Annotated in this window: 20 protein-coding genes; 19 read left to right on the top strand and 1 reads right to left on the bottom strand. The window is 38.8% G+C overall.

Going from position 1 to position 21,406, the window contains the following annotated elements; all coding sequences use genetic code 11:
• Positions 1–60: 60 nt before the first annotated feature.
• Positions 61–2,901 (bottom strand): carbamoyl-phosphate synthase large subunit, encoded by a 2,841-nt coding sequence (carB, locus tag Q0590_RS19640; RefSeq protein ID WP_302039301.1) that lies wholly within the window; start codon positions 2,899–2,901, stop codon positions 61–63.
• 371 nt (positions 2,902–3,272) lie between these two features.
• On the opposite strand from carB, the gene Q0590_RS19635 reads away from it, so the two are divergent.
• The 19 genes from Q0590_RS19635 to rpsC all read left to right on the top strand — a co-directional run bounded on the left by Q0590_RS19635 (position 3,273) and on the right by rpsC (position 21,324).
• Positions 3,273–4,586 (top strand): O-antigen ligase family protein, encoded by a 1,314-nt coding sequence (locus tag Q0590_RS19635; RefSeq protein WP_302039300.1) that lies wholly within the window; start codon positions 3,273–3,275, stop codon positions 4,584–4,586.
• 259 nt (positions 4,587–4,845) lie between these two features.
• Positions 4,846–5,601 (top strand): TolC family protein, encoded by a 756-nt coding sequence (locus Q0590_RS19630; RefSeq protein WP_302039299.1) that lies wholly within the window; start codon positions 4,846–4,848, stop codon positions 5,599–5,601.
• Positions 5,602–5,604: 3 nt separating this feature from the next.
• The gene (locus tag Q0590_RS19625) at positions 5,605–7,719 is read left to right on the top strand and encodes a GumC family protein (protein WP_302039298.1); all 2,115 of its coding nucleotides are present in this window, start codon (positions 5,605–5,607) and stop codon (positions 7,717–7,719) included.
• Positions 7,720–7,855: 136 nt separating this feature from the next.
• Positions 7,856–9,103 carry a glycosyltransferase gene (locus tag Q0590_RS19620; protein ID WP_302039297.1) on the top strand — a complete coding sequence of 416 codons (1,248 nt, stop codon included), beginning with the start codon at positions 7,856–7,858 and terminating at the stop codon, positions 9,101–9,103.
• 64 nt (positions 9,104–9,167) lie between these two features.
• Entirely contained in the window at positions 9,168–10,478 is a 1,311-nt protein-coding gene (locus Q0590_RS19615; protein WP_302039296.1) for a lipopolysaccharide biosynthesis protein, read from the top strand.
• Complete coding sequence (locus tag Q0590_RS19610) at positions 10,475–11,434, top strand: glycosyltransferase family 2 protein (RefSeq protein WP_302039295.1); 960 nt, start codon at positions 10,475–10,477, stop codon at positions 11,432–11,434. The genes Q0590_RS19615 and Q0590_RS19610 overlap by 4 nt, the downstream gene beginning before the upstream one ends.
• Complete coding sequence (locus tag Q0590_RS19605) at positions 11,434–12,612, top strand: glycosyltransferase family 2 protein (RefSeq protein ID WP_302039294.1); 1,179 nt, start codon at positions 11,434–11,436, stop codon at positions 12,610–12,612. Before Q0590_RS19610 ends, Q0590_RS19605 begins: the two co-directional genes overlap by 1 nt.
• Before the next feature lie 52 nt (positions 12,613–12,664).
• A complete protein-coding gene (locus Q0590_RS19600) occupies positions 12,665–13,315 on the top strand; it encodes an acyltransferase (RefSeq protein ID WP_302039293.1) in 651 nt (216 codons plus the stop codon).
• 312 nt (positions 13,316–13,627) lie between these two features.
• Positions 13,628–14,056 (top strand): 30S ribosomal protein S12, encoded by a 429-nt coding sequence (gene rpsL / locus Q0590_RS19595; protein ID WP_302039292.1) that lies wholly within the window; start codon positions 13,628–13,630, stop codon positions 14,054–14,056.
• Positions 14,057–14,128: 72 nt separating this feature from the next.
• Positions 14,129–14,596: a 30S ribosomal protein S7 gene (gene rpsG, locus Q0590_RS19590; protein ID WP_302039291.1), complete on the top strand. Its 468-nt coding sequence runs from the start codon at positions 14,129–14,131 to the stop codon at positions 14,594–14,596.
• A 2-nt stretch (positions 14,597–14,598) separates the two neighbouring features.
• The gene (fusA, locus tag Q0590_RS19585; protein ID WP_302039290.1) at positions 14,599–16,695 is read left to right on the top strand and encodes an elongation factor G; all 2,097 of its coding nucleotides are present in this window, start codon (positions 14,599–14,601) and stop codon (positions 16,693–16,695) included.
• Positions 16,696–16,760: 65 nt separating this feature from the next.
• Positions 16,761–17,066: a 30S ribosomal protein S10 gene (gene rpsJ / locus Q0590_RS19580; RefSeq protein WP_162445067.1), complete on the top strand. Its 306-nt coding sequence runs from the start codon at positions 16,761–16,763 to the stop codon at positions 17,064–17,066.
• Positions 17,067–17,336: 270 nt separating this feature from the next.
• Positions 17,337–17,957, top strand: a complete 621-nt coding sequence (gene rplC / locus Q0590_RS19575; RefSeq protein ID WP_302039289.1) for a 50S ribosomal protein L3 — start codon at positions 17,337–17,339, stop codon at positions 17,955–17,957.
• Between the two features lie 4 nt (positions 17,958–17,961).
• A complete protein-coding gene (rplD, locus tag Q0590_RS19570; protein WP_302039288.1) occupies positions 17,962–18,588 on the top strand; it encodes a 50S ribosomal protein L4 in 627 nt (208 codons plus the stop codon).
• A gap of 6 nt (positions 18,589–18,594) precedes the next feature.
• A complete protein-coding gene (gene rplW, locus Q0590_RS19565; RefSeq protein WP_302039287.1) occupies positions 18,595–18,882 on the top strand; it encodes a 50S ribosomal protein L23 in 288 nt (95 codons plus the stop codon).
• Positions 18,883–18,957: 75 nt separating this feature from the next.
• A complete protein-coding gene (rplB, locus tag Q0590_RS19560; RefSeq protein ID WP_302039286.1) occupies positions 18,958–19,782 on the top strand; it encodes a 50S ribosomal protein L2 in 825 nt (274 codons plus the stop codon).
• Positions 19,782–20,060, top strand: a complete 279-nt coding sequence (gene rpsS / locus Q0590_RS19555) for a 30S ribosomal protein S19 (protein WP_302039285.1) — start codon at positions 19,782–19,784, stop codon at positions 20,058–20,060. Before rplB ends, rpsS begins: the two co-directional genes overlap by 1 nt.
• A gap of 5 nt (positions 20,061–20,065) precedes the next feature.
• Positions 20,066–20,464: a 50S ribosomal protein L22 gene (gene rplV / locus Q0590_RS19550; protein WP_302039284.1), complete on the top strand. Its 399-nt coding sequence runs from the start codon at positions 20,066–20,068 to the stop codon at positions 20,462–20,464.
• Complete coding sequence (gene rpsC / locus Q0590_RS19545; RefSeq protein ID WP_302039283.1) at positions 20,464–21,324, top strand: 30S ribosomal protein S3; 861 nt, start codon at positions 20,464–20,466, stop codon at positions 21,322–21,324. Before rplV ends, rpsC begins: the two co-directional genes overlap by 1 nt.
• Positions 21,325–21,406 lie beyond the last annotated feature (82 nt).

The raw sequence follows: 21,406 nt of genomic DNA, 5'->3' as shown, positions 1-21,406 counted from the left end.
CTTGTGTAAACAAAAAAGGCGGATTGGAATATCCGCCTTTTTTGTTTTTGAAATGTGCATTTATCTGCTCAGATACAAATTTCTTTCTCCATATACCTGTACAAAGAAATCATCCTGCAGGTCTTCTATAAAGTAGATAGCTTCTCCGGTAGACTTCATTTCCGGGCCAAGCTCCTTATTTACATTAGGGAACTTGTTAAAGGAAAACACAGGTATCTTAATAGCATAGCCATGTTTTTTAGGATTGAAGGTAAAGTCTTTTACTTTTTTCTCACCCAGCATAACTTTAGTAGCATAGTTTACATACGGCTCTTCGTAGGCTTTGCAAATAAATGGTACTGTACGGGAAGCACGGGGGTTGGCTTCAATTACATATACTACTTCATCTTTAATTGCAAACTGAATATTAATCAACCCTACTGTTCTCAAGGCTAATGCAATCTTTTTTGTGTGTTCTTCAATCTGCCTTACTACATTTTCGCTCAGATCGAAGGTTGGCAACACTGCATACGAGTCACCGGAATGGATACCCGCTGGCTCAATATGTTCCATAACCCCAATGATGTATACATCTTCTCCATCACAAATGGCATCAGCTTCGGCCTCTACAGCTCTTTCGAGGAAGTGGTCGAGCAGGATTTTGTTATCCGGAATATCCCGCAGAATGTCTACTACATGCGATTCTAGTTCTTTCTCATTGATTACAATCTTCATACTTTGCCCACCCAGTACATAGGACGGACGTACAAGTAACGGAAAGCCCAATTCACGTGATAATTCTACCGCCTGCTCAGCACTTTCAATCACTCCAAATTTTGGATAAGGTATGTTGTTCTCTTTTAATAATGTAGAGAAACTACCGCGGTCTTCAGCTAAGTCTAAGGCTTCGTAGCTGGTACCGATAATCTTAATGCCGTACCGGTGCAACTTCTCAGCAATTTTTAAGGCGGTTTGTCCACCCAACTGTACAATTACTCCTTCTGGCTTTTCATGCTGAATGATATCATAAATATGTTCCCAGAAAACAGGCTCAAAGTACAACTTATCCGAAATGTCAAAATCGGTAGAAACCGTTTCAGGATTGCAGTTGATCATAATGGTTTCATAGCCGCATTCTCTGGCTGCCAGCACACCATGTACGCAAGAGTAATCAAACTCAATTCCTTGCCCGATACGGTTTGGCCCGGAGCCTAATACTACTACTTTTTTACGGTCTGATACAAATGATTCATTTTCCAGGTGCAGCGGAGAGGTATGACTTCCATCTACAAAAGTAGAATAATAATAAGGAGTTTTTGCTTCAAATTCAGCGGCACAGGTATCCACACACTTATATACACGTTTTATTCCCAGATCATTCCGCTTCTTGTATACCTCACTTTCATAACATTCCAGCAGGTGAGCAATCTGACGGTCGGCATACCCTTTTTGTTTTGCTTCAAACAGTAAGGAAGAAGGAAGACTATCTAAATCATGCTTTCTGATTTCTTTTTCCAGGAGAATAAGTTCTTCTATCTGGTGTAAAAACCATTTATCTATCTTAGTCAGGTTTTGAATAGTCTTGAATGGAATACCCAACTTGAAAGCATCATAAATATGGAATAAGCGGTTCCAGCTGGGGTTTGCCAAGCTATCTAACAATACTTCCTGGTTTGTTACTTCCCGTCCGTCGGCTCCCAGGCCATTCCGCTTAATTTCTAGGGATTGACAAGCCTTTTGTAAAGCCTCCTGGAAGTTGCGGCCAATTCCCATCACTTCGCCTACTGACTTCATTTGTAAGCCTAAATGCCGGTCGGCGCCTTTGAATTTGTCAAAGTTCCAGCGGGGGATTTTTACAATTACATAATCCAGAGCCGGTTCAAAGTAAGCAGAAGTTGTTTTGGTAATAGCATTATTTAGCTCATCCAGGTTGTAGCCGATGGCTAGTTTTGCTGCAATCTTAGCAATTGGATATCCGGTAGCTTTGGAGGCTAAGGCCGAAGACCGGGAAACCCGTGGATTTATTTCTATGCCAACAATGGTATCATCCACCGGATTTACGGCAAATTGTACATTACACCCTCCGGCAAACTGACCAATACCATTCATCATTTTTATGGCCAGATCACGCATCTGCTGGTAAACGGTATCTGGCAGAGTCATTGCCGGAGCAACTGTAATAGAATCTCCGGTATGGATGCCCATTGGATCGAAGTTCTCAATAGAGCAGATAATTATCACATTGCCTAGGTTATCCCTTAATAATTCCAACTCATACTCTTTCCATCCCATAATACTTTGCTCTACCAACACTTCATGAATAGGAGATGCATGCAAACCAGCATTCAACGCCTGGTCAAATTTGGAAGCATCATTTACAAAGCCGCCACCTGTGCCACCTAATGTAAAGGATGGGCGAATAACCAGCGGAAAGCCAATTTGCTGAGCTATTTCTTTCCCTTCCAGAAAAGAAGTGGCCGTAGCCCCTTTACATACGTTTACGTTTAATTCCAGCATTTTCAAGCGGAATTTCTCACGGTCTTCCGTAGTTTCAATGGCTTTGATATCCACACCAATGATCTGCACGCCGTATTTCTTCCACAAACCAGCTTTTTCGCATTCTATAGCCAGATTCAGCGCTGTTTGCCCGCCCATGGTTGGAAGTACAGCATCAATTTTGTGTTTTTCCAGGATCTCTTTTATGTACTTTTTCTCCAGCGGACGAAGGTAAATATTATCAGCTGTTACACTATCCGTCATAATAGTAGCCGGATTGGAGTTGATAAGGGTTACTTCAATTCCCTCTTCCCGTAAAGAACGGGCAGCCTGTGAGCCTGCATAATCGAATTCACATGCTTGACCAATAACAATAGGGCCTGAGCCAATAATTAAAACAGATTTGATATTTTGATTTCTGGGCATGGATAGGGTTTAGTTAAAATTGGGCAAAGGTAGCAGAATTTGCTATGATATTATAAATAATTGAGAGTTAATTCACCAGGAATTTACATTATTATAGTTTTAAGAATTTATGTAAGGTTTTACTTGGGATTTTGTAATCAAATTATTCTAAAGGCAAAACTGCGCAAAAGCGCACAGGGTATTACCCTTATTCTCAATGGCTGTTTATAAAATGCCAGTAACTATCCATAGGTTAATAGACTGAAACTCATTATTCCTGACATACTACGTTGATCACTACTGCCCGATTTACTAAATTTTCACAAATAGGCCTATGTTTAGTAGTGTTGGCCATTGTTATTGTTGCAGGTCAGGTTACGGCTGTTGTAGGTATGCTTTTGCTACCATTTATAGCCGCTTATTTTTTCTTTCTGTTTAAATATCCTGTTATTGGCCTGTATACCTGTCTGTTTTTAGGTTTTGTAGCCACAGGCTTAACCAGGTATATAGATGCGCCTCTGGGACTAAGTATAGATGTGTTTCTGGCGCTTACCCTGTTAGCCACGTTCTTTCAACGATTTGATTCAAAAAATTGGCAGGAGTTAAAAAATCCGATAGTCGCAAGTGTGGTGATTTGGGTACTATACTGTGTGTTTCAGCTTTTCAATCCGGAAGTGGTAAGTTACGAAGCCTGGGTTTATGCCGTCCGGAGCCCTGCATTTTATATGCTTTTTACTTTGATTATTGGCTTGTTGTTTATAAAAACCTTACAGGAGGTAGAACGGCTATTACATGTATGGCTGGCATTTTCCGTGCTGGCTGCTTTGTATAGTTTTAAACAATATTTTATAGGGTTGGACGATGCAGAAAAGCTTTGGTTAAGTCAGAATGCGTCTACACATCTGTTGTTTGGAAACCTGCGGGTATTTTCGTTTTATTCAGATGCCGCACAATTTGGAGCTGCCATGGCTCATGCCGCTTTAGCAGCACTCATTCTGGCTTTTGGAAAATATTCTATTGGGAGAAAGCTTGCTTATCTGGTGTGTGCAGGTATTGTGCTATATGCAATGTCTTTATCTGGTACCAGAGGGGCTTTATTTGTTTTATTAGTGGGAATTATCAGCTATCTATTGCTGAGCAAAAACTTTAAAACATTGCTTGTGGGGGCCTGCTTAGTAGGAGGAATCTTCTTCTTATTGAAATTTACCTATGTGGGCCATAGTAATTATCAGATTCAGCGGATGCGCAGTGCTTTTAACTTCAATGATCCTTCTTTTCAGGTAAGAATCAAAAATCAGCTAAAATTAAGTGAGTATCTAGAAACCCGTCCGTTTGGTGGAGGGATTGGTTCAGCAGGATACTGGGGGTTACGGTTCAGTCCGGATACATTTCTGGCAAAAACACCAGTAGATAGCTGGTATGTAAAAATATGGGTAGAAACAGGGATTGTAGGTATTACTCTGTATCTGCTCATTACCTTATTCATTCTGTTGTATCTGGGGGTAAAATTATGGAAACTGAACGAATACCGGGTAAAACAGCCATTGCTTGCTTTGTATGCTGGTATTGCTGGTGTGTTTGTAGCTAATTATGGAAATCAGTTACTAGGCCAGATGCCTACAGCCATTCTATTTTATCTGAGTATTGCCATTATTTATAATCTGGTAAGCGGGCCAAGTTCCACAAAAGGCATACATCATACGTAAGATTTCACAGGCTAAGAATCATGTTTTGAACAAATGACAACTTGCTGAAGTCTGTTATTGCCTGCATCCCTTCTTCTTACCTTTATTTTCTAACCCTACACCTATCAGCTTCTTACATATAAATAATTCTCAGAGGCTTACGCAAGTGGTGCTTTCAAGGTCAATGGTTACTATCTGCAGATTTAAAAGTATTAATTAAAGTACAATGTAATATTATTGAATTCTCTGAATTACTCTTCGATTTTTTAAAACAGGAACTATGAAAATTAATTTTACGGTAAAATATACATTTGTTCTGCTAATCTTTCTCTGTAAAATTTCACTGGCAAACGCCCAGCAGAAGCCTGTAGCAAAGCAGTCAAAAGCCCCGGTTATGATTGAGGTAGGAAATGAATCAGACTTAAGAATACCTCCACTAGATACATTAGTTGCCATTGCTTTAAGAACTTCTCCTATGATAAAGTCCCAGGAGGCCTTAATGCGCAAGAATGCCTATATGATTAAAAGTGAAAAAAGGCAATGGAGTGATGCCATTGCAACAGATATAACCGCCGGTATGGGAAATCAGACCTTGTTAGTACAACAACCCACCGGAGAGGTTACGAACTTCAATAATTTTAATAATGGCTACCGGGTAGGAGCCACCCTGCGTATATCTTTATATGACCTGTTTGGAAGAAAAAATGAAGTAGGCATGGCCGTAAGTGAGTTTGAAGAATCACGCTACCGGAAAGACCTGATGGCTCGTGACGTAACAACTGAGATAACCGATCTATATTATGCCCTAATCGCGTCACAAAATATATTAAAAATTAAAAGCGACACCAAGTATGCTACCAGCTTGAATAGATCGATGGCTGAAAAAGAGTTTAACGAGGCCAATATCCCAGTGGCAGAACTTTCCAGAATAATCGAAATATCTTCCAAAGCAGCCACTGAATATGAAATAGCTAAGCAAGAGTTCTATAGAAACATTAAAGTATTAGAAAACCTGGTAGGTACCAAATTATTTTAATCTATGACTCCTTTACGCGTTAAAAAATTACTCAAAGAACATAAATGGTTGCTGCTGTTGTTTCCACTTGCATTAGCCCTGTTAGTTTTTGCATTTACTAGTGGCATGCGCAGGCAATATACTTCCAAAACGGTAGTATATACAGGCTTAGTTTCTGGCTATACACTGGAAACCGCGGAAGGTTCCCGTGTAGATTATCTGGCAATTAATAATGCTTTTGATAATTTAATAAATACTGTACGCTCCAGAATAACAATAGAGGAAGTAGGTGTGCGGTTACTAGCACAACACCTTTTAATGAATCAATCAAATCCGAAAATTGCCTCAGAAGAAACGCTTACTGAGTTATATGCTGCTGTACCTGCCCATATAAGAGCACAATTGATTGATGAAAAATCATTTCCAAAAACTGTTCAAAATATTTACCAAGCGTATAACAAGGGTGAAAAATCAATAGTGGATATATTAACCTCCAAAGATGGATACTATAGCGAATTAGGTATATCTAGCCGCCTGAAAGCTGAACGGGTTGGAACCAGTGATATGGTGGAAATCTCTTATACAGCCTACGATCCGGCTGTGTCTCAATATACACTTAAAATTCTTACGTCTATATTTCTTGGCCGTTACCGTAAAATAAAAGCAGAAGAAACAGGCTCGGTAGTCGCCTACTTTGAAGAAGAGTTAAAGAAAGCCTTGGAACGCCTGAGGGCAGGCGAAGACCGGCTAAAGGACTTTTCTACAAAGAATAAAATTATCAATTATTATGAACAAACCAAGTATATATCGGCTCAGCAGCGTGACATTGATCTGGAAATTCAGCAAGAGTACTCTAACCTGGCAGCTGCAGAAGCAGCTTTCAAAAAATTAGATGATAAACTATCTATTCGTAAGGAAATTACGTTGAAAAGTGCTCAGATTAATAAAGACCGTGATAAAATTTCTGAGCTAAGCTCCAAGCTAACCACTCTTGAAATAAATCCTGAAGCAGATATGCAGTCACTCTCAGATTTAAGAAGAGAGATTGGTATGCTGGAAGATAAGCTGAAACAAGATATATCTTCACTTTATGATTCCAATAATTCCAAAGAGGGCATTCCTTCTAAAGCTTTATTTGAAGATTGGGTAGATGCCTTAGTGGCAGTAGACAAAGGAAAAGCCCGCATCAAAGTGATGGATGAAGTTAAACGGGGTTACCAGAAGTTCTATGAGCAATTTGCTCCGTTAGGTTCTGGTTTGAACCGGTTAGAAAGAGAAGTAGGTGTAGCGGAAAGAGAATACCTGGAAATACTTCATAGTTTAAATATGAGTAAACTTCGGGAAAGGAATCTGGAGTTTTCCTCTAAGCTCCGGATTATTGACTCACCTGTTTTTCCGCTTAAAGCCAATCCTTCTAAACGCCTTATACTGATACTGGGCTCCCTTCTGGCAGGCTTATTTCTTTGTATGGGTTATATACTTACCAAAGAATATTTTGATGCTACTCTACGCGACCCTGAACGTGCAGAAAAACTAATAGGTTTGCCTTTTGCTGGTGCACTTCCAATAGCAGATGCCACAAATGTGAGTGCCCGTTATACCCAGACTGAACGCAAACTACTGAACCATTGCATTGGAAAAATAAAAACCTTGTCGCACAGCTACTCCGGCGAAAAACCATTTGTTATTGTTTTATTCAGTATATTGGATGAAGAAGGAAAAACTTATTTTGGTAGCCGCTTAACAGAAAAATTAAACCGTAGTGGAAGTTCAACCATACTGTGTGAACCGGCTGATAGTTTGAACCAATCTGGCCATACAACCTTGCCATACAAAGTGCCTGCTAATTTTAGCTCGGTTACCAGTTTACAAACTTTAACAAACCGGAGTTTGAGCACCTATGATTATGTGATACTAGAGATTCCATCCATTATCAACCATGCATTGCCAGTTGAGTTGATCCGGCAAGCAAATTTATCTTTGCTGCTAGTTTCAGCTAATAGAGTATGGGAAGATGCTGATGCCTACTCCTTATCCCGGTATAAAGAAGTAGCCATTCATCCTGTTCAATTGCTATTAAATAAAGTTAAAATTTCTTATCTGGAAGGCATAATCGGTAAAATCCGTAGACATAAGTAATATGTAATTTTAGCCTCTAAATTACAACCAGGGTTCATAAGAAATTTAGTTAATTGCTTAATGATTCAATAGCGCCAGATGTTGCTAAGTCTTTGTGGATAAGGCCCTATTGACGGATAGTAGTTAACAGATGAAAATGAACACCTTCATGCTTGAAGATAAAGACATTGTATGCATTGGTTTACCAGCCTGGGATGGCAACTATGAGAAAAGTACCATAAAACTTATGTCTCAGTTGGCTAAACGTAACCGGGTATTGTATGTGGAGTATGCATATACTTACAAAGATATATTTTCTACCTGGTTTGGTAAGCAGCAGGCTCCGGTAGGCAGGGTGCTTGGCACTAGCAACAGGTTACGTAAGATTAGTCTGCCAGAAAATAGTTTTATCCATATATTAACACCTCCACCCGTACTTTCTGTCAACCACATTAAAAATCCTGCAAAGTATAAGCGGTTACTTTTTTCAAATGGTAGAAAAATCCAGAGAGCTGTTACGCAAGCTATGCGGAAATTGAATATTAAAAATCCTGTGATGATCAATGCATTCAATCCATTTGTAGGATTGCCTATGCTTAATCAAATAGGAGAATCAGCTACCCTGTATTACTGCTATGATGAAATAAGCGCATGTACCTGGACGAAAAATCATGGGAAACTCCTAGAGGAAGAATATATAAGCAAAGTAGATGGCGTAATTGTTTCCTCTGATGGCTTACTACAAACCAAAAGTTTACTCACTGATAACTGCTATCTAGTAAAAAATGGGGTAGACTTTGCGCATTTTAATAAGGCCGCTGATTTACGAAATAAGAACAAAACGGCTGACATCACTGTAGGATATATAGGCAGCCTGGATAACCGGATAGATTATGATTTAGTAGCTCATTTAGCAGAACAACTAACAGACGTAAAGTTTGAGTTTGTCGGGCGAATTGTAGAAAAGAGTAAAGTAGCTAAACTAGATAAGTTACCAAATACTAAATTCTGGGATTCTAAAAGAATGGAGGAATTACCGGACTTCTTAAAAAGATTTGATGCCGGAATTATTCCATTTTTGAAAAATGAGCAAACAGCAGGTATTTATCCCATGAAAATGAATGAATACTTGGCTGCCGGTATACCGGTAATTTCTACGGATTTTGCATCATTCTCTGAATTTGGTTCATTTATTTCTGTTACCAGCGGACAGGATGCATTTGTACAGGGTGTAGTTGAAAACCTTTGTAATGATACACCTGAGAAAAGGAAGCAGCGAATAGCATTGGCACAAGGTAATTCCTGGGAGAAAAGAGGCGAGCAATTCGGTGCTGCTGTTGCCAGTGTACTGGTGAAAAAAGGAGTAATGTCTGAGGCAACTCACCATGCAGGTATTATGGTTTGATTGCCAGGCATCTGCTCAATCTAGCTCTCTTGTAAGCATGATCTGAACTATAAAATGGCTTGATGTGAAAAAGTTTTTGGTGAGTAATAATGCTTTTTCATTAACTGGGACAATCCTTAGTGCTACTGCAGGTTTTATTAATATATGGGCATTAGCCAGAATATTAAATGCAGAAGAATTGGGTAAATGGCTGTTATATATAACAGCCTTTACTTTTAGTGATATGCTGCGTTCTGGTATCATTCATACAGCCCTTATTAAACATTCAACTCAGAAAGATACAGGATCAGTAACAGGTTCTTCATGGGTAATAGGAATTATACTGTCAATAGTATTACTACTACTTGTATGGCTACTTGAACTCAGTATACCTATATTTAGTGAAAAGGCTTTCGAACCAGAACTTGGTTTATACCTGCAACTGCTTATTATAACTTCTTTTCCCTTTACTTTTTCACTTTGGTTGCAGCAGATAAAAGAAAAGTATAACCGGATTTTATGTATCCGGTTGATCTTAGCTGTACCTTTTCTATGCTTTACTTTAAGTGGATTCTTCTCTCCTTTTCACCTGCAAACCCTACTGCAAGTACACATACTGAGCTATTTGGTAACCTCAGGTGTTGTTATAGCCTGTGGGTGGAGTGGTATCCAAACATTATTTCAGGCAAAAGTGGCTGTTATAAAAAAACTGCTGTCCTTTGGGAAATACACCATGGGCACTTTATTGAGCACCAATTTGCTGAAAAGTGCGGATACCTTTATGATTAGCTGGTATTTAGGACCTGCAGCACTTGCCGCTTATAATCTGCCATATAAGCTTATTGAATTGCTGGAAATTCCGCTCAGAAGTGTAGCTGCTACTTATCTACCTCAAGCTGTAAGGCACAGTGGTGAACAAAATTTCTTATTTATAAAGCAACTATTCTACCGATATACAGCAATCTTGACTCTGCTTTTTATACCAGTCACGTTGGGTATGTTCTTATTTGCAGAAACGATGGTAGTCATAGCAGGGGGTGAGATGTATGCTAGCTCTGCCACTATCTTTAGATGCTTTGTAATCTATAGTTTATTTCTTCCTTTAGATAGATTCTTGGGAATTACGTTGGATATCCTGAATAAGCCTCAGGTAAATCTCCTTAAAGTGTGGCTAATGGTGATACTTAATATTGTGGGTAATCTGGTGGCTATTCATTTTTTTGCATCTCCTATACTTATGGCTGTAGCTACCATTCTTACTGTGATCAGTGGTTGTATAATTGGTTGGTTTTTGTTAAATAAAACAATACCCATAAAACTGAGTGAATTAGCTGCTACCAGCTATTTTATAATTAAACAGCCGATTCAACACTATAGCAAATACAAAGCAGCATGATTCAGAAACAATTTCCTTTAGTTTCTATCATTACGATCAATTTTAACCAGGCAAAGGTTACAATAGAATGGCTGCAGTCTATTCAAAAAATAACTTATCCAAACTATGAGGTGATTATTGTAAATAATGGTAGTGATGATAATATGTTGGAAACCTACCTAAGTAATTATGCAAACGTAACATTTATTGAGAGTACAATTAATAGGGGATTTGCTGGAGGCAACAATTTGGGTATAAAAAAAGCAAAAGGTGAGTTGCTATTACTTTTAAATAATGATACAGAAGTTGAGCCTGATTTTCTGGAGCCTCTGGTAGCTGGTATAAAGCGTCTCCCACAAGCAGGAATCATTAGTCCGAAAATTAAATACTTCGATCAACAAAATATTATTCAGTACGCAGGAGGAGGTAAAATAAATCCAATCACTGGGCGGGGGAAATTCAAAGGTAGTGGCGAAACAGATAGCCTAAAATACTCCTCTACTCAACCTACAGAACTTATTCACGGTGCTGCCATGCTGCTCTCCAGGCAATTAATTCAACAAATAGGGGGAATGGAAGAGCGTTTTTTTCTCTATTATGAAGAACTAGACTGGGGTGAAAGGGCAAAAAGAGCAGGATATATATTATATGTAGTAGGCGAGTCCGTGGTTTATCATAAAGAATCTGTATCTGTAGGCAAAAATAGCCCCTTACGTATGTATTACACCACCCGCAATCGTACGCTATTTATGAAAAGAAATTTTCCTGGCAATACCTTTCTGCTTTATTTACTGTTTTTTTTGTGTATTTCTATTCCAAAAAATAGTATCATCTTATGTATAAAAGGCGATTTCCTATTGTTAAAAGCCTTTTTAAAAGGTGCTTTTGACAGTATATCCAACAGGAATGAAACAATCTATTCAGCAAATCCATTAATGCAGGCTATGGGTAAAACATTTCAATCTACAAATAACTGATGACAGGAGTACTAGTAGTAACCAGTGTAGTGCTTATATACTTAGCTATATGTACAAGCTACTTATTTCTCTTTGCTATTGCTGGCAGACTAGTAAAACCTGTTGAAATAAGCGAAAAAAAAGAAAAACCTGGATATAAAATACTTGTGTTAATTCCTGCCTATAAAGAAGACAATGTAATTGTAGAAGTAGCCAAGCAAGCATTACAGCAGTATTATCCGCAAAATTTGTATGAAGTGGCGGTTATTTGCGATTCGTTGAAGCAAGAGACTATACTGGCTTTAAAAGCCTTACCAATTACGGTAGTAGAAGTAAAATTTAGTAATCCTACTAAGGCTAAAGCCATTAATGCAACTTTACAGCCGTTGTTTGGCTATGATCTGGCTGTGGTGTTAGATGCAGATAATATAATGGATGTTCAATTTCTGGAAAAAGTTTCGCAAGCTTTTGCTGAAGGATATACCATCATACAAGGGCACCGGATTGCAAAGAACACAAATACTAGCATAGCTATATTAGATGCTATCAGCGAAGAAATAAATAATCATATCTTTAGAAAAGGGCATTGTGCTTTAGGTTTGCCTGCAGCGCTAATTGGTTCAGCCATGGCGTTCGACTTTCAATTTTTTAAGCAAACAATGGCAAGCATTACGGCAGTATCAGGATTTGATAAGGAATTGGAATTAGCCATACTAAAAGATAGAAGATATATCTATTATGCAGAAGATGCCTTGGTTTATGATGAGAAAGTACAGCGTATAGTAGATTTCAAAAAACAACGTACCCGCTGGATTGCTGCACAGCTTACTTATTTAACGAATAATTTTTTTAGTGGAATTATTCAATTATTTCGAGGCAATGTGGCTTATTTTGATAAAGTATTCCAATTTATGCTGTTACCGCGGTTACTTCTGTTAGGCTTAGCCATCGGTACTACATTGCTTTCAGTTCTGTTGCAGCATATGCCTCTATTTGTTTTTAGCAGTACCCTAGTATTGTTGCTAATAGTTTCATTATTCCTCTCCATTCCCAACGCTCTTTTGAAGAAAATTTCCTGGAAAGAAGTATCTGCCATGCCAGCACTCTTTATTCAATTTATCTTCTCTGTACTTCAAATCCGCAAAGCCAGATATACTTTTCTTCATACACCACATGGGGAGATAAAGCAAAACAGATAAGGTAGATGAAAAAGCTGTATATATTAACTCAACGAAATGACTTTAGGTTATTATGTCTTCTGCTATCAAAGAATTATTAATGGTTGAGGTAAAAAAGGATAATTCCCAACCTAAGTTAGGGCTGGCTCAACTAGTATCTACTTGCAAGAGGTATTTTGTAGGTTTCCTTCGCTTACTAAATGCTAAAGTTAAATTGCGGCGTTGCTTGCAAGTAGGCCGGATGGTAACTGTAAGAGGGAATCTGAGAGTAGAAGGGAAGGGTGCCATTTTCATTGGTGATCGGGTAAAAATATGGTCACATATCACTATTACACAAATATCTGTAGGCGATAATGCAAATCTTACTATTGGCGATAATACCTTTATTAATACAGGTGTTGTTGTTTCGGTACGGAACCAGGTAGTAATAGGCAAAAATTGTGAGATTGCTCCTCAGGTAATTATTATGGATAATGACTTTCACGGCGTGGAGAATAGAGCTACCCCAGAAAAGCCAGCTCCTGTTATTATTGAAGATAATGTCTGGCTGGCTACCCGCTGTACTATATTAAAAGGTGTAACCATTGGGAAAGGGGCAGTAGTAGCTGCAGGGGCTGTTGTAACAAAAGATGTACCTCCCTATACATTAGTAGGAGGCGTGCCTGCAAAAGTAATCAGATACCTTACGCCATCTTGCCATACTAACGCCACCGGAAATCATTAGAAAAGATAAAGTAGAAGCTATTATTTTGTCATATAAAGGTTTGTCGAATTTTTATATGTACTTTTGTTTTGAGGATTGATTCGTATATTTTATAAAGTTATACTCACCAAAATTGTATTTCACAAAGCGGTTGCATCAGTAGATTATATCTTCAGGTTGGGCAGTTACTAGTTTACGTCGGTTCCGTATCCCTTTATTCTCATTACCTTACAAAAAATATTACAGAATAACTTTTGTATAATTTGTACAATTGCTCTACATTTGCAGTTCTAAAAAAATTAGCGTTAAAATTTACTAAAAATTATATCATAAATGCCTACTATACAGCAATTAGTAAGAAAAGGTAGAAAAGAGTTAACAACTAAATCAAAGTCACCCGCACTGGATTCTTGCCCTCAGCGTAGAGGTGTTTGTACCAGAGTGTATACTACTACCCCTAAAAAACCAAACTCAGCTATGCGTAAAGTAGCCAGAGTGCGGTTAACTAATCAGAAGGAAGTAAATGCCTATATTCCAGGTGAAGGTCATAATCTGCAAGAGCACTCTATCGTATTGATCAGAGGTGGAAGGGTAAAAGATTTGCCAGGCGTACGTTACCACATCATCAGAGGTGCTATGGATACAGCTGGTGTAAACGGACGTTTGCAAGGAAGATCTAAATACGGAACGAAGCGTCCAAAACCAGGAGCAGCTCCGGCTAAAGGTGGCAAAGGTGCACCTCCAGCCAAAGGCAAAAAATAATACAGGTAGCATTTATATATAATAAAGCAAATACAATAGATAGCTGATAGCTAAAAGCTAATAATATCAACAATGAGAAAGTCAAAACCTAAGAAAAGATATATCCTGCCAGATCCCAAATTCAAAGACGTGCTGGTGACCAAGTTTGTAAATAACTTGATGTATGATGGCAAGAAGAGTGTCGCTTACAATATTTTTTATGATGCTTGTGACCTTATTCAGAAACGCACAAATGAAAATGGGGTGGATGTATGGAAGAAAGCATTGAACAACATTATGCCTGGTGTTGAGGTAAGAAGCCGCCGGGTGGGGGGCGCTACTTTTCAAGTACCCAGTGAAGTAAGACCAGAAAGAAAACAATCGCTAGGTATTAAATGGTTAATTGCCTACGCAAGAAAGCGTGGAGAAAAAACAATGACTGAGAAACTGGCAGGTGAAATTATTGCTGCTTCTAAAGGAGAGGGTGCTGCTGTGAAGAAGAAAGATGATACCCACAGAATGGCTGAAGCAAACAAGGCTTTCTCACATTTTAAATTTTAATTATGGCCCGCGATTTAAGATATACAAGAAATATTGGGATAGCTGCGCATATTGATGCAGGTAAAACCACCACTACGGAGCGGATACTTTATTATACTGGTAAGTCTCATAAGTTAGGCGAGGTTCATGAGGGTGCTGCTACCACTGACTGGATGGAGCAAGAGCAGGAAAGAGGTATTACTATTACATCTGCTGCTGTAACAGTTGACTGGACTTACAGAGAACAAAAATATCACATAAATATTATTGATACACCCGGCCACGTAGATTTTACCGTAGAGGTAAACCGTTCTCTGCGCGTACTGGACGGTCTGGTATTTTTATTTAGTGCTGTTGATGGGGTAGAGCCACAATCAGAAACTAACTGGCGTTTAGCTAACAATTACAAAGTTGCTCGGATTGGGTTTGTTAATAAAATGGACCGTTCAGGTGCTGACTTTTTAGGTGTATGCAAGCAGGTGAAAGAAATGCTGGGCAGTAATGCGGTTGCGTTGCAATTACCTATCGGTGCTGAGGACAATTTCAAAGGAGTGGTAGATTTAGTTAACTTCCGTGGAATTGAGTGGAATGAGCATGATAAAGGAATGACTTTTAGAGAAGTGCCAATTCCTGACGACATGATGGAAGAGGCCTTGGAATACAGAGAGAAATTGTTAGAAGCAGTGGCTGAGTATGATGAATCGTTAATGGAGAAATACTTTGATGATCCTAAGTCAATCACTGAAGATGAAATACTAACTGCGCTTCGCAAAGCTACTATTGACATGGCTATTGTACCCATGCTCTGTGGTTCCTCTTTCAAAAACAAAGGTGTACAGACCATGCTCGATTATGTAATGGCGCTGTGTCCTTCACCAATGGATAAAGAAAGTATTATTGGCGTCAATCCTGATACAGGTGATGAAGTAGCCCGTAAACCAAGCGAAAAAGAACCTTTTGCCGGTCTTGCATTCAAAATTGCTACTGACCCATATGTAGGCCGTTTGTGTTTCGTGCGCGCATACTCTGGTATATTGGAGTCAGGTTCTTATGTGTTTAACACACGTTCGAATAACAAAGAGCGTATATCGCGCATTTTCCAAATGCATGCTAATAAGCAAAACCAGATCGAGAGACTGGTGGCTGGTGATATTGGTGCGGTCGTAGGTTTTAAAGATATCAAGACAGGAGATACCCTTTGCGATCCGAATGCAAAAATTGTATTTGAATCTATGGTTTTCCCTGAGCCAGTAATTGGGTATGCTATTGAACCTAAGAAACAGGCAGATGTAGATAAACTAAGTAATGCCATTGCAAAACTAGTGGAAGAAGATCCAACGCTTCATGTACAGACAGACCACGAAACTGGACAAACTGTATTAAAAGGTATGGGTGAGCTACACTTAGAGATTATTATTGACCGCATGAGACGCGAGTTTAATGTGGAAATTAATCAAGGTGCACCGCAAGTAGCTTATAAAGAAGCACTGACAAAAAGCTTTACTCACCGCGAAGTTTACAAAAAGCAGACTGGTGGTAGAGGTAAATTTGCAGATATCAGCTTTGAAATTAGTCCACGGGAAGATGGTAAGCCAGGCTTGGAGTTTGTAAATGCTATCGTGGGTGGGGTTATTCCAAGAGAATTTATTCCATCTGTTCAGAAAGGCTTTGAAGAGGCAATGAAAAATGGTGTTCTGGCAGGATATCCAGTAGATTCAATGAAGGTGCGGTTATTTCATGGTTCTTACCACGATGTGGATTCCGATGCTTTGTCATTTGAATTAGCAGCACGCATTGGCTTTAAAGAATCTGCAAAAAATGCAGGCCCAAAAATAATGGAGCCTATTATGGCAGTAGAAGTAATAACACCTGATGAATATACCGGACCTATTACAGGAGATTTAAATAGAAGACGTGGGTTGATGAAGGGAATGGATACAAAAGCCGGTTCTCAGGTAGTGAAGGCCGATGTTCCTTTGTCTGAGTTGTTTGGTTATGTAACCGACCTGCGTACAATTTCATCCGGACGTGCATCAGCAAATTTAACATTCTCACATTACGAATTTTTACCTGCTAACTTAGCAGAATCAGTTATTGCAAAAGTAAAAGGCGGAAAATAAACAGAAAATCACCATCAGAAGTATTTTATGCTATTGATGGTGATTGCTGAAGACTCATAAGATATATGAACCAAAAGATCAGAATAAAGTTAAAATCTTACGATCACAACTTAGTAGATAAATCTTCTGAGAAGATTGTAAAAGCTGTAAAGTCTACCGGTGCGGTAGTAAGCGGCCCTATTCCTTTGCCAACTGAAAAGGAAAAATTCACAGTGTTGAGATCTCCACACGTTAACAAAAAATCCAGAGAGCAATTTCAATTATGTACCTACAAAAGACTAGTAGATATTCATTCCACTAGTGCTAAAACAGTAGATGCATTAATGAAACTAGAATTGCCAAGTGGCGTGGATGTAGAAATAAAAGTTTGATAGTACTTTAGTATATATAATAAATAAGGCCTAGCCTGTGGTTAGGTCTTTTTCTTTGTATATAAAGTAGGTTAACAAATTATATAAAAAATGGATTGTACTTTTATGAGGAAAAGCGTAGATATAACTGTAAAAAGGGAGAAAATATGTAATTAATTTTTTCTCAACTATTTGCAAACTTACATTTAATCCATAACTTTGCAGTCCTTTACGAAAAAACTATCAATAAACGCACAACGATAGTTTTTGTTATTAAATATCATATAAAAAATGTCTGGTATAATTGGTAAAAAAATCGGAATGACTAGCATCTATAGTGCCGATGGAACAAGTGTTCCATGCACAGTGGTGGAGGCTGGTCCTTGCGTAGTTACGCAAGTGAAGACTGTAGAAACAGACGGTTACGTGGCAGTACAATTAGCTTATGGAGATGCGAAAGAAAAAAATGCACCTAAAGCTTTATTAGGCCATCTTAAAAAAGCTGGTACCACTGCAAAACGTAAGTTAGTAGAATTTAAAGATTTTGCTAACGCTGTAAATTTGGGCGATACAATAACAGTAGCAGATGTCTTCAAAGAAGGAGAATTTGTTGACGCCGTAGGTACTTCCAAAGGTAAAGGTTTTCAAGGTGTAGTAAAACGCCATGGATTTAGTGGTGTGGGTGGCCAAACACACGGTCAGCACAACCGCCAGCGTCACCCTGGTTCGGTAGGTGCCTCTTCGTTTCCATCAAGAGTTTTCCCGGGAACAAGAATGGCAGGCCGTACCGGTGGAGATAGAGTAACAATTCAGAACCTAAAGGTGATACGAGTAATTCCTGAACAGAACCTGATTTTGATCAGTGGATCTGTACCCGGAGCTAAAAATTCACTGGTAATTTTACAGAAGTAAACCTATGGAAATTTCAGTTTTAAATAATACAGGAAAAGATACAGGCAGAAAAGTAAACCTGCCAGATGAAATATTTGGTATCACACCAAATGATCATGCCATCTATTTGGATGTAAAGCAATACTTGGCTAATCAAAGACAAGGCACACATAAGTCTAAAGAGAGAGGTGAAATCTCTGGATCTACTAAAAAGCTTCATAAGCAAAAGGGTACTGGTGGTTCACGTAAGGGTAGCATCAAAAATCCTTTATATAAAGGTGGTGGCCGGGTATTCGGTCCAAGGCCGAGAGACTATAGCTTTAAATTGAATAAGAAGGTAAAAGCTCTTGCTAGAAAATCTGCTTTAGCGTATAAAGCGTCTACTACAGCTATTGCCGTATTGGAAGATTTTACGCTTGATGCACCAAAAACAAAAGACTATCTGAAGTTCTTACAGAATTTTTCAGCTGTAGATCAAAAAACACTTTTTGTGCTTAACGAGGTAAATACAAACGTATACTTGTCTAGCCGGAATTTGCCTAAAGCTAGGGTAACAACTGTAAACCAGTTGAATACTTATGAATTATTACATGCGGATAGGCTATTTATCAGCGAAAGCTCGCTGCCAAGAATTGAAGAACTTTTTAAATAAAAAGCGATGAGTGTTTTAAAAAGACCATTGGTTACAGAAAAAGTGGCCGCATTAAATGAAAAGGGCAAATATGGCTTTATAGTCGATGCAAACGCCAATAAAATAGAGATAAAAAAAGCGGTAGAAAAAATGTATGGAGTGAAAGTGGAAACTGTGCGAACAATCCGCTACCAAGGAAAAGCCAAAACCAAATACACTTCTACAAAAGTAATTTCAGGTAGAACTTCCACTTTCAAAAAAGCTATTGTATCAGTAGCTGAAGGCGAAGTGATAGATTTCTACAGTGGTATATAAACATTATGTACACCGAGAGTTATAAGCTACCTGTAAAGGTTAGAAACATTTATAACTCCATATATTAACAATAAAATGGCAGTAAGAAAACTAAGACCAGTTACACCAGGGCAAAGATTTAGAGTAGCTCCGGCATTTACTGAGATCACAACAGACAAGCCTGAAAAGTCATTAACTGTAGCCATCAAAAAATCTGGTGGTAGAAACGATTCCGGTAGGCTCACTATGCGCTACATAGGTGGTGGACATAAGAAGAGATACAGAATAATAGATTTCAAAAGAAATAAATTTGACGTACCTGCTACTGTACAAACCGTAGAATACGATCCTAACCGTTCTGCCCGGATTGCATTGCTGCAATATGAAGACGGTGAAAAAAGATATATTATTGCTCCGGAAGGCATTACAGTTGGCCAAACAGTTATTTCCGGTGCAAGTGTAGCCCCAGAAGTAGGAAATGCTCTGCCACTTTCGGCTATTCCATTAGGTACAATTGTACATAATATTGAGATTCGTCCAGGTGGTGGCGGGTCAATGGCGCGTAGTGCTGGAACGTATGCTCAGTTGTTAGCACGTGATGGCAAATATGCTACCCTGAAGATGCCTTCTGGTGAAATGCGTATGGTACTCGTTACTTGTATAGCAACTGTGGGCTCTGTTTCTAATGCTGACCATATGAATGTAAGCATTGGAAAAGCTGGTAGAAGCCGTTGGTTAGGTATCCGTCCACGTACAAGAGGTGTTGCTATGAACCCTGTAGACCATCCAATGGGTGGTGGTGAAGGTAAGTCTTCTGGTGGTCACCCACGTTCAAGAAACGGTTTATTGGCGAAAGGCAAGAAAACTCGTAGCAAGAAAAAATATTCTAACAGATTAATTATAAGCAGGAAGAAAAAATAATGGGACGTTCATTAAAAAAGGGACCTTATATAGATTACAGGCTTGACAAAAAAGTACAAGCTATGAATGACTCAGGAAAAAAATCAGTTATCAAGACCTGGTCCCGTCGGTCAATGATTTCACCTGATTTTGTAGGACATACATTTGCTGTGCATAATGGTAATAAATTTATACCGGTATATGTTACAGAAAACATGGTAGGACATAAGTTAGGCGAATTTGCCCCTACCAGAAATTTCAGAGGTCACGTAGCTAAAAAGGATAAAGGTAAAAAATAATTATCATGGAAGCAGTAGCTAAACTAAGAAACGTACCCACTTCCCCTCGCAAAATGAGATTAGTGGCCGACCTGGTAAGAGGACAACGAGTAAATAAAGCATTAAGCATATTAAAGTTTCAGCCTAAAATAGGTGCTACACAAATAGAAAGCTTGTTACTTTCTGCTGTGGCTAATTGGCAGGCAAAAAACGAAGGAGCCCGTATAGAAGAGGCTGACTTATATATAAAAACCATATTTGTAGACGGTGGCCGGATGTTGAAAAGATTAAGGCCAGCACCACAAGGCAGAGGACACAGAATACGTAAGCGTTCAAATCATATTACGCTGATCGTTGATTCTTTTGCTCCGGTAGAGTTTGCAGAGACAGAAACTAGTACTAACCAAGATAAAGATAATAAGTAATGGGACAAAAAGTTAATCCTACCGGACTAAGACTAGGTATAGTTAAAGGATGGGATTCTAATTGGTATGGAGGCAAAACGTTTGCTGACAAACTAGTAGAGGATGAAAAAATCCGCAAATATGTGCTTGCCCGTATTCCAAAAGGCGGCATTGCTAAAGTAATTATTGAAAGAACTTTAAAGCGGATAACTTTAACCATCAATACAGCTCGTCCTGGTGTAGTAATAGGTAAGAACGGTATAGAGGTAGAGAAAGTAAAAGAAGAGTTGAAAAAACTTACTGGCAAAGATGTTCAAATTAACATATTTGAAATCAAACGCCCGGAGATAGATGCTAAACTGGTTGGTGAAGCAATTGCCCAACAGCTGGAAGCTAGAATTTCTTACCGTCGTGCAATGAAGCAAGCAATTTCTTCTGCTATGCGTGTAGGTGCTCAAGGTATACGTGTGAAAGTATCTGGTCGCTTAGGCGGTGCTGAAATGGCTCGTTCTGAACAATACAGAGAAGGACGGATTCCCTTACATACTTTAAGAGCTGATATTGATTATGCAATATCTGAAGCACATACAGTATATGGCAAGATAGGTATCAAAGTATGGATATTTAAAGGAGAAGTTTTCGGCAAACGTGACCTAACTCCTAATCAAGCGAGTGCTTCTGCTAATGCAGCCGGACAATCACAACAGGCCTCCGGAAATGAACGTGGTGGCAAAAGAAGAGAAGGTGGAAGAGGAGATTTCGATCGGGGTGAAGGAAGAAAAAGAACTGATGGAGATAATAAGGGTGGTGATAGAGGTGGTAATAACAGAAATGACAGAGGCAGAGGTCAAGGTCAAGGTGGTCCGAAAAAGAGAAGATAATATTAAAGACTAGGTTTAGCAGTGCTGATTTAAGCTGATAATAAATAAGTCACCGGCTAAAACTAACAAACAAAACTAATTA

Origin of the sequence: Rhodocytophaga aerolata (assembly GCF_030503435.1) — a bacterium.
GTDB lineage: Bacteria > Bacteroidota > Bacteroidia > Cytophagales > 172606-1 > Rhodocytophaga > Rhodocytophaga aerolata.
This window is presented reverse-complemented; position numbering and strand designations above follow the sequence as displayed.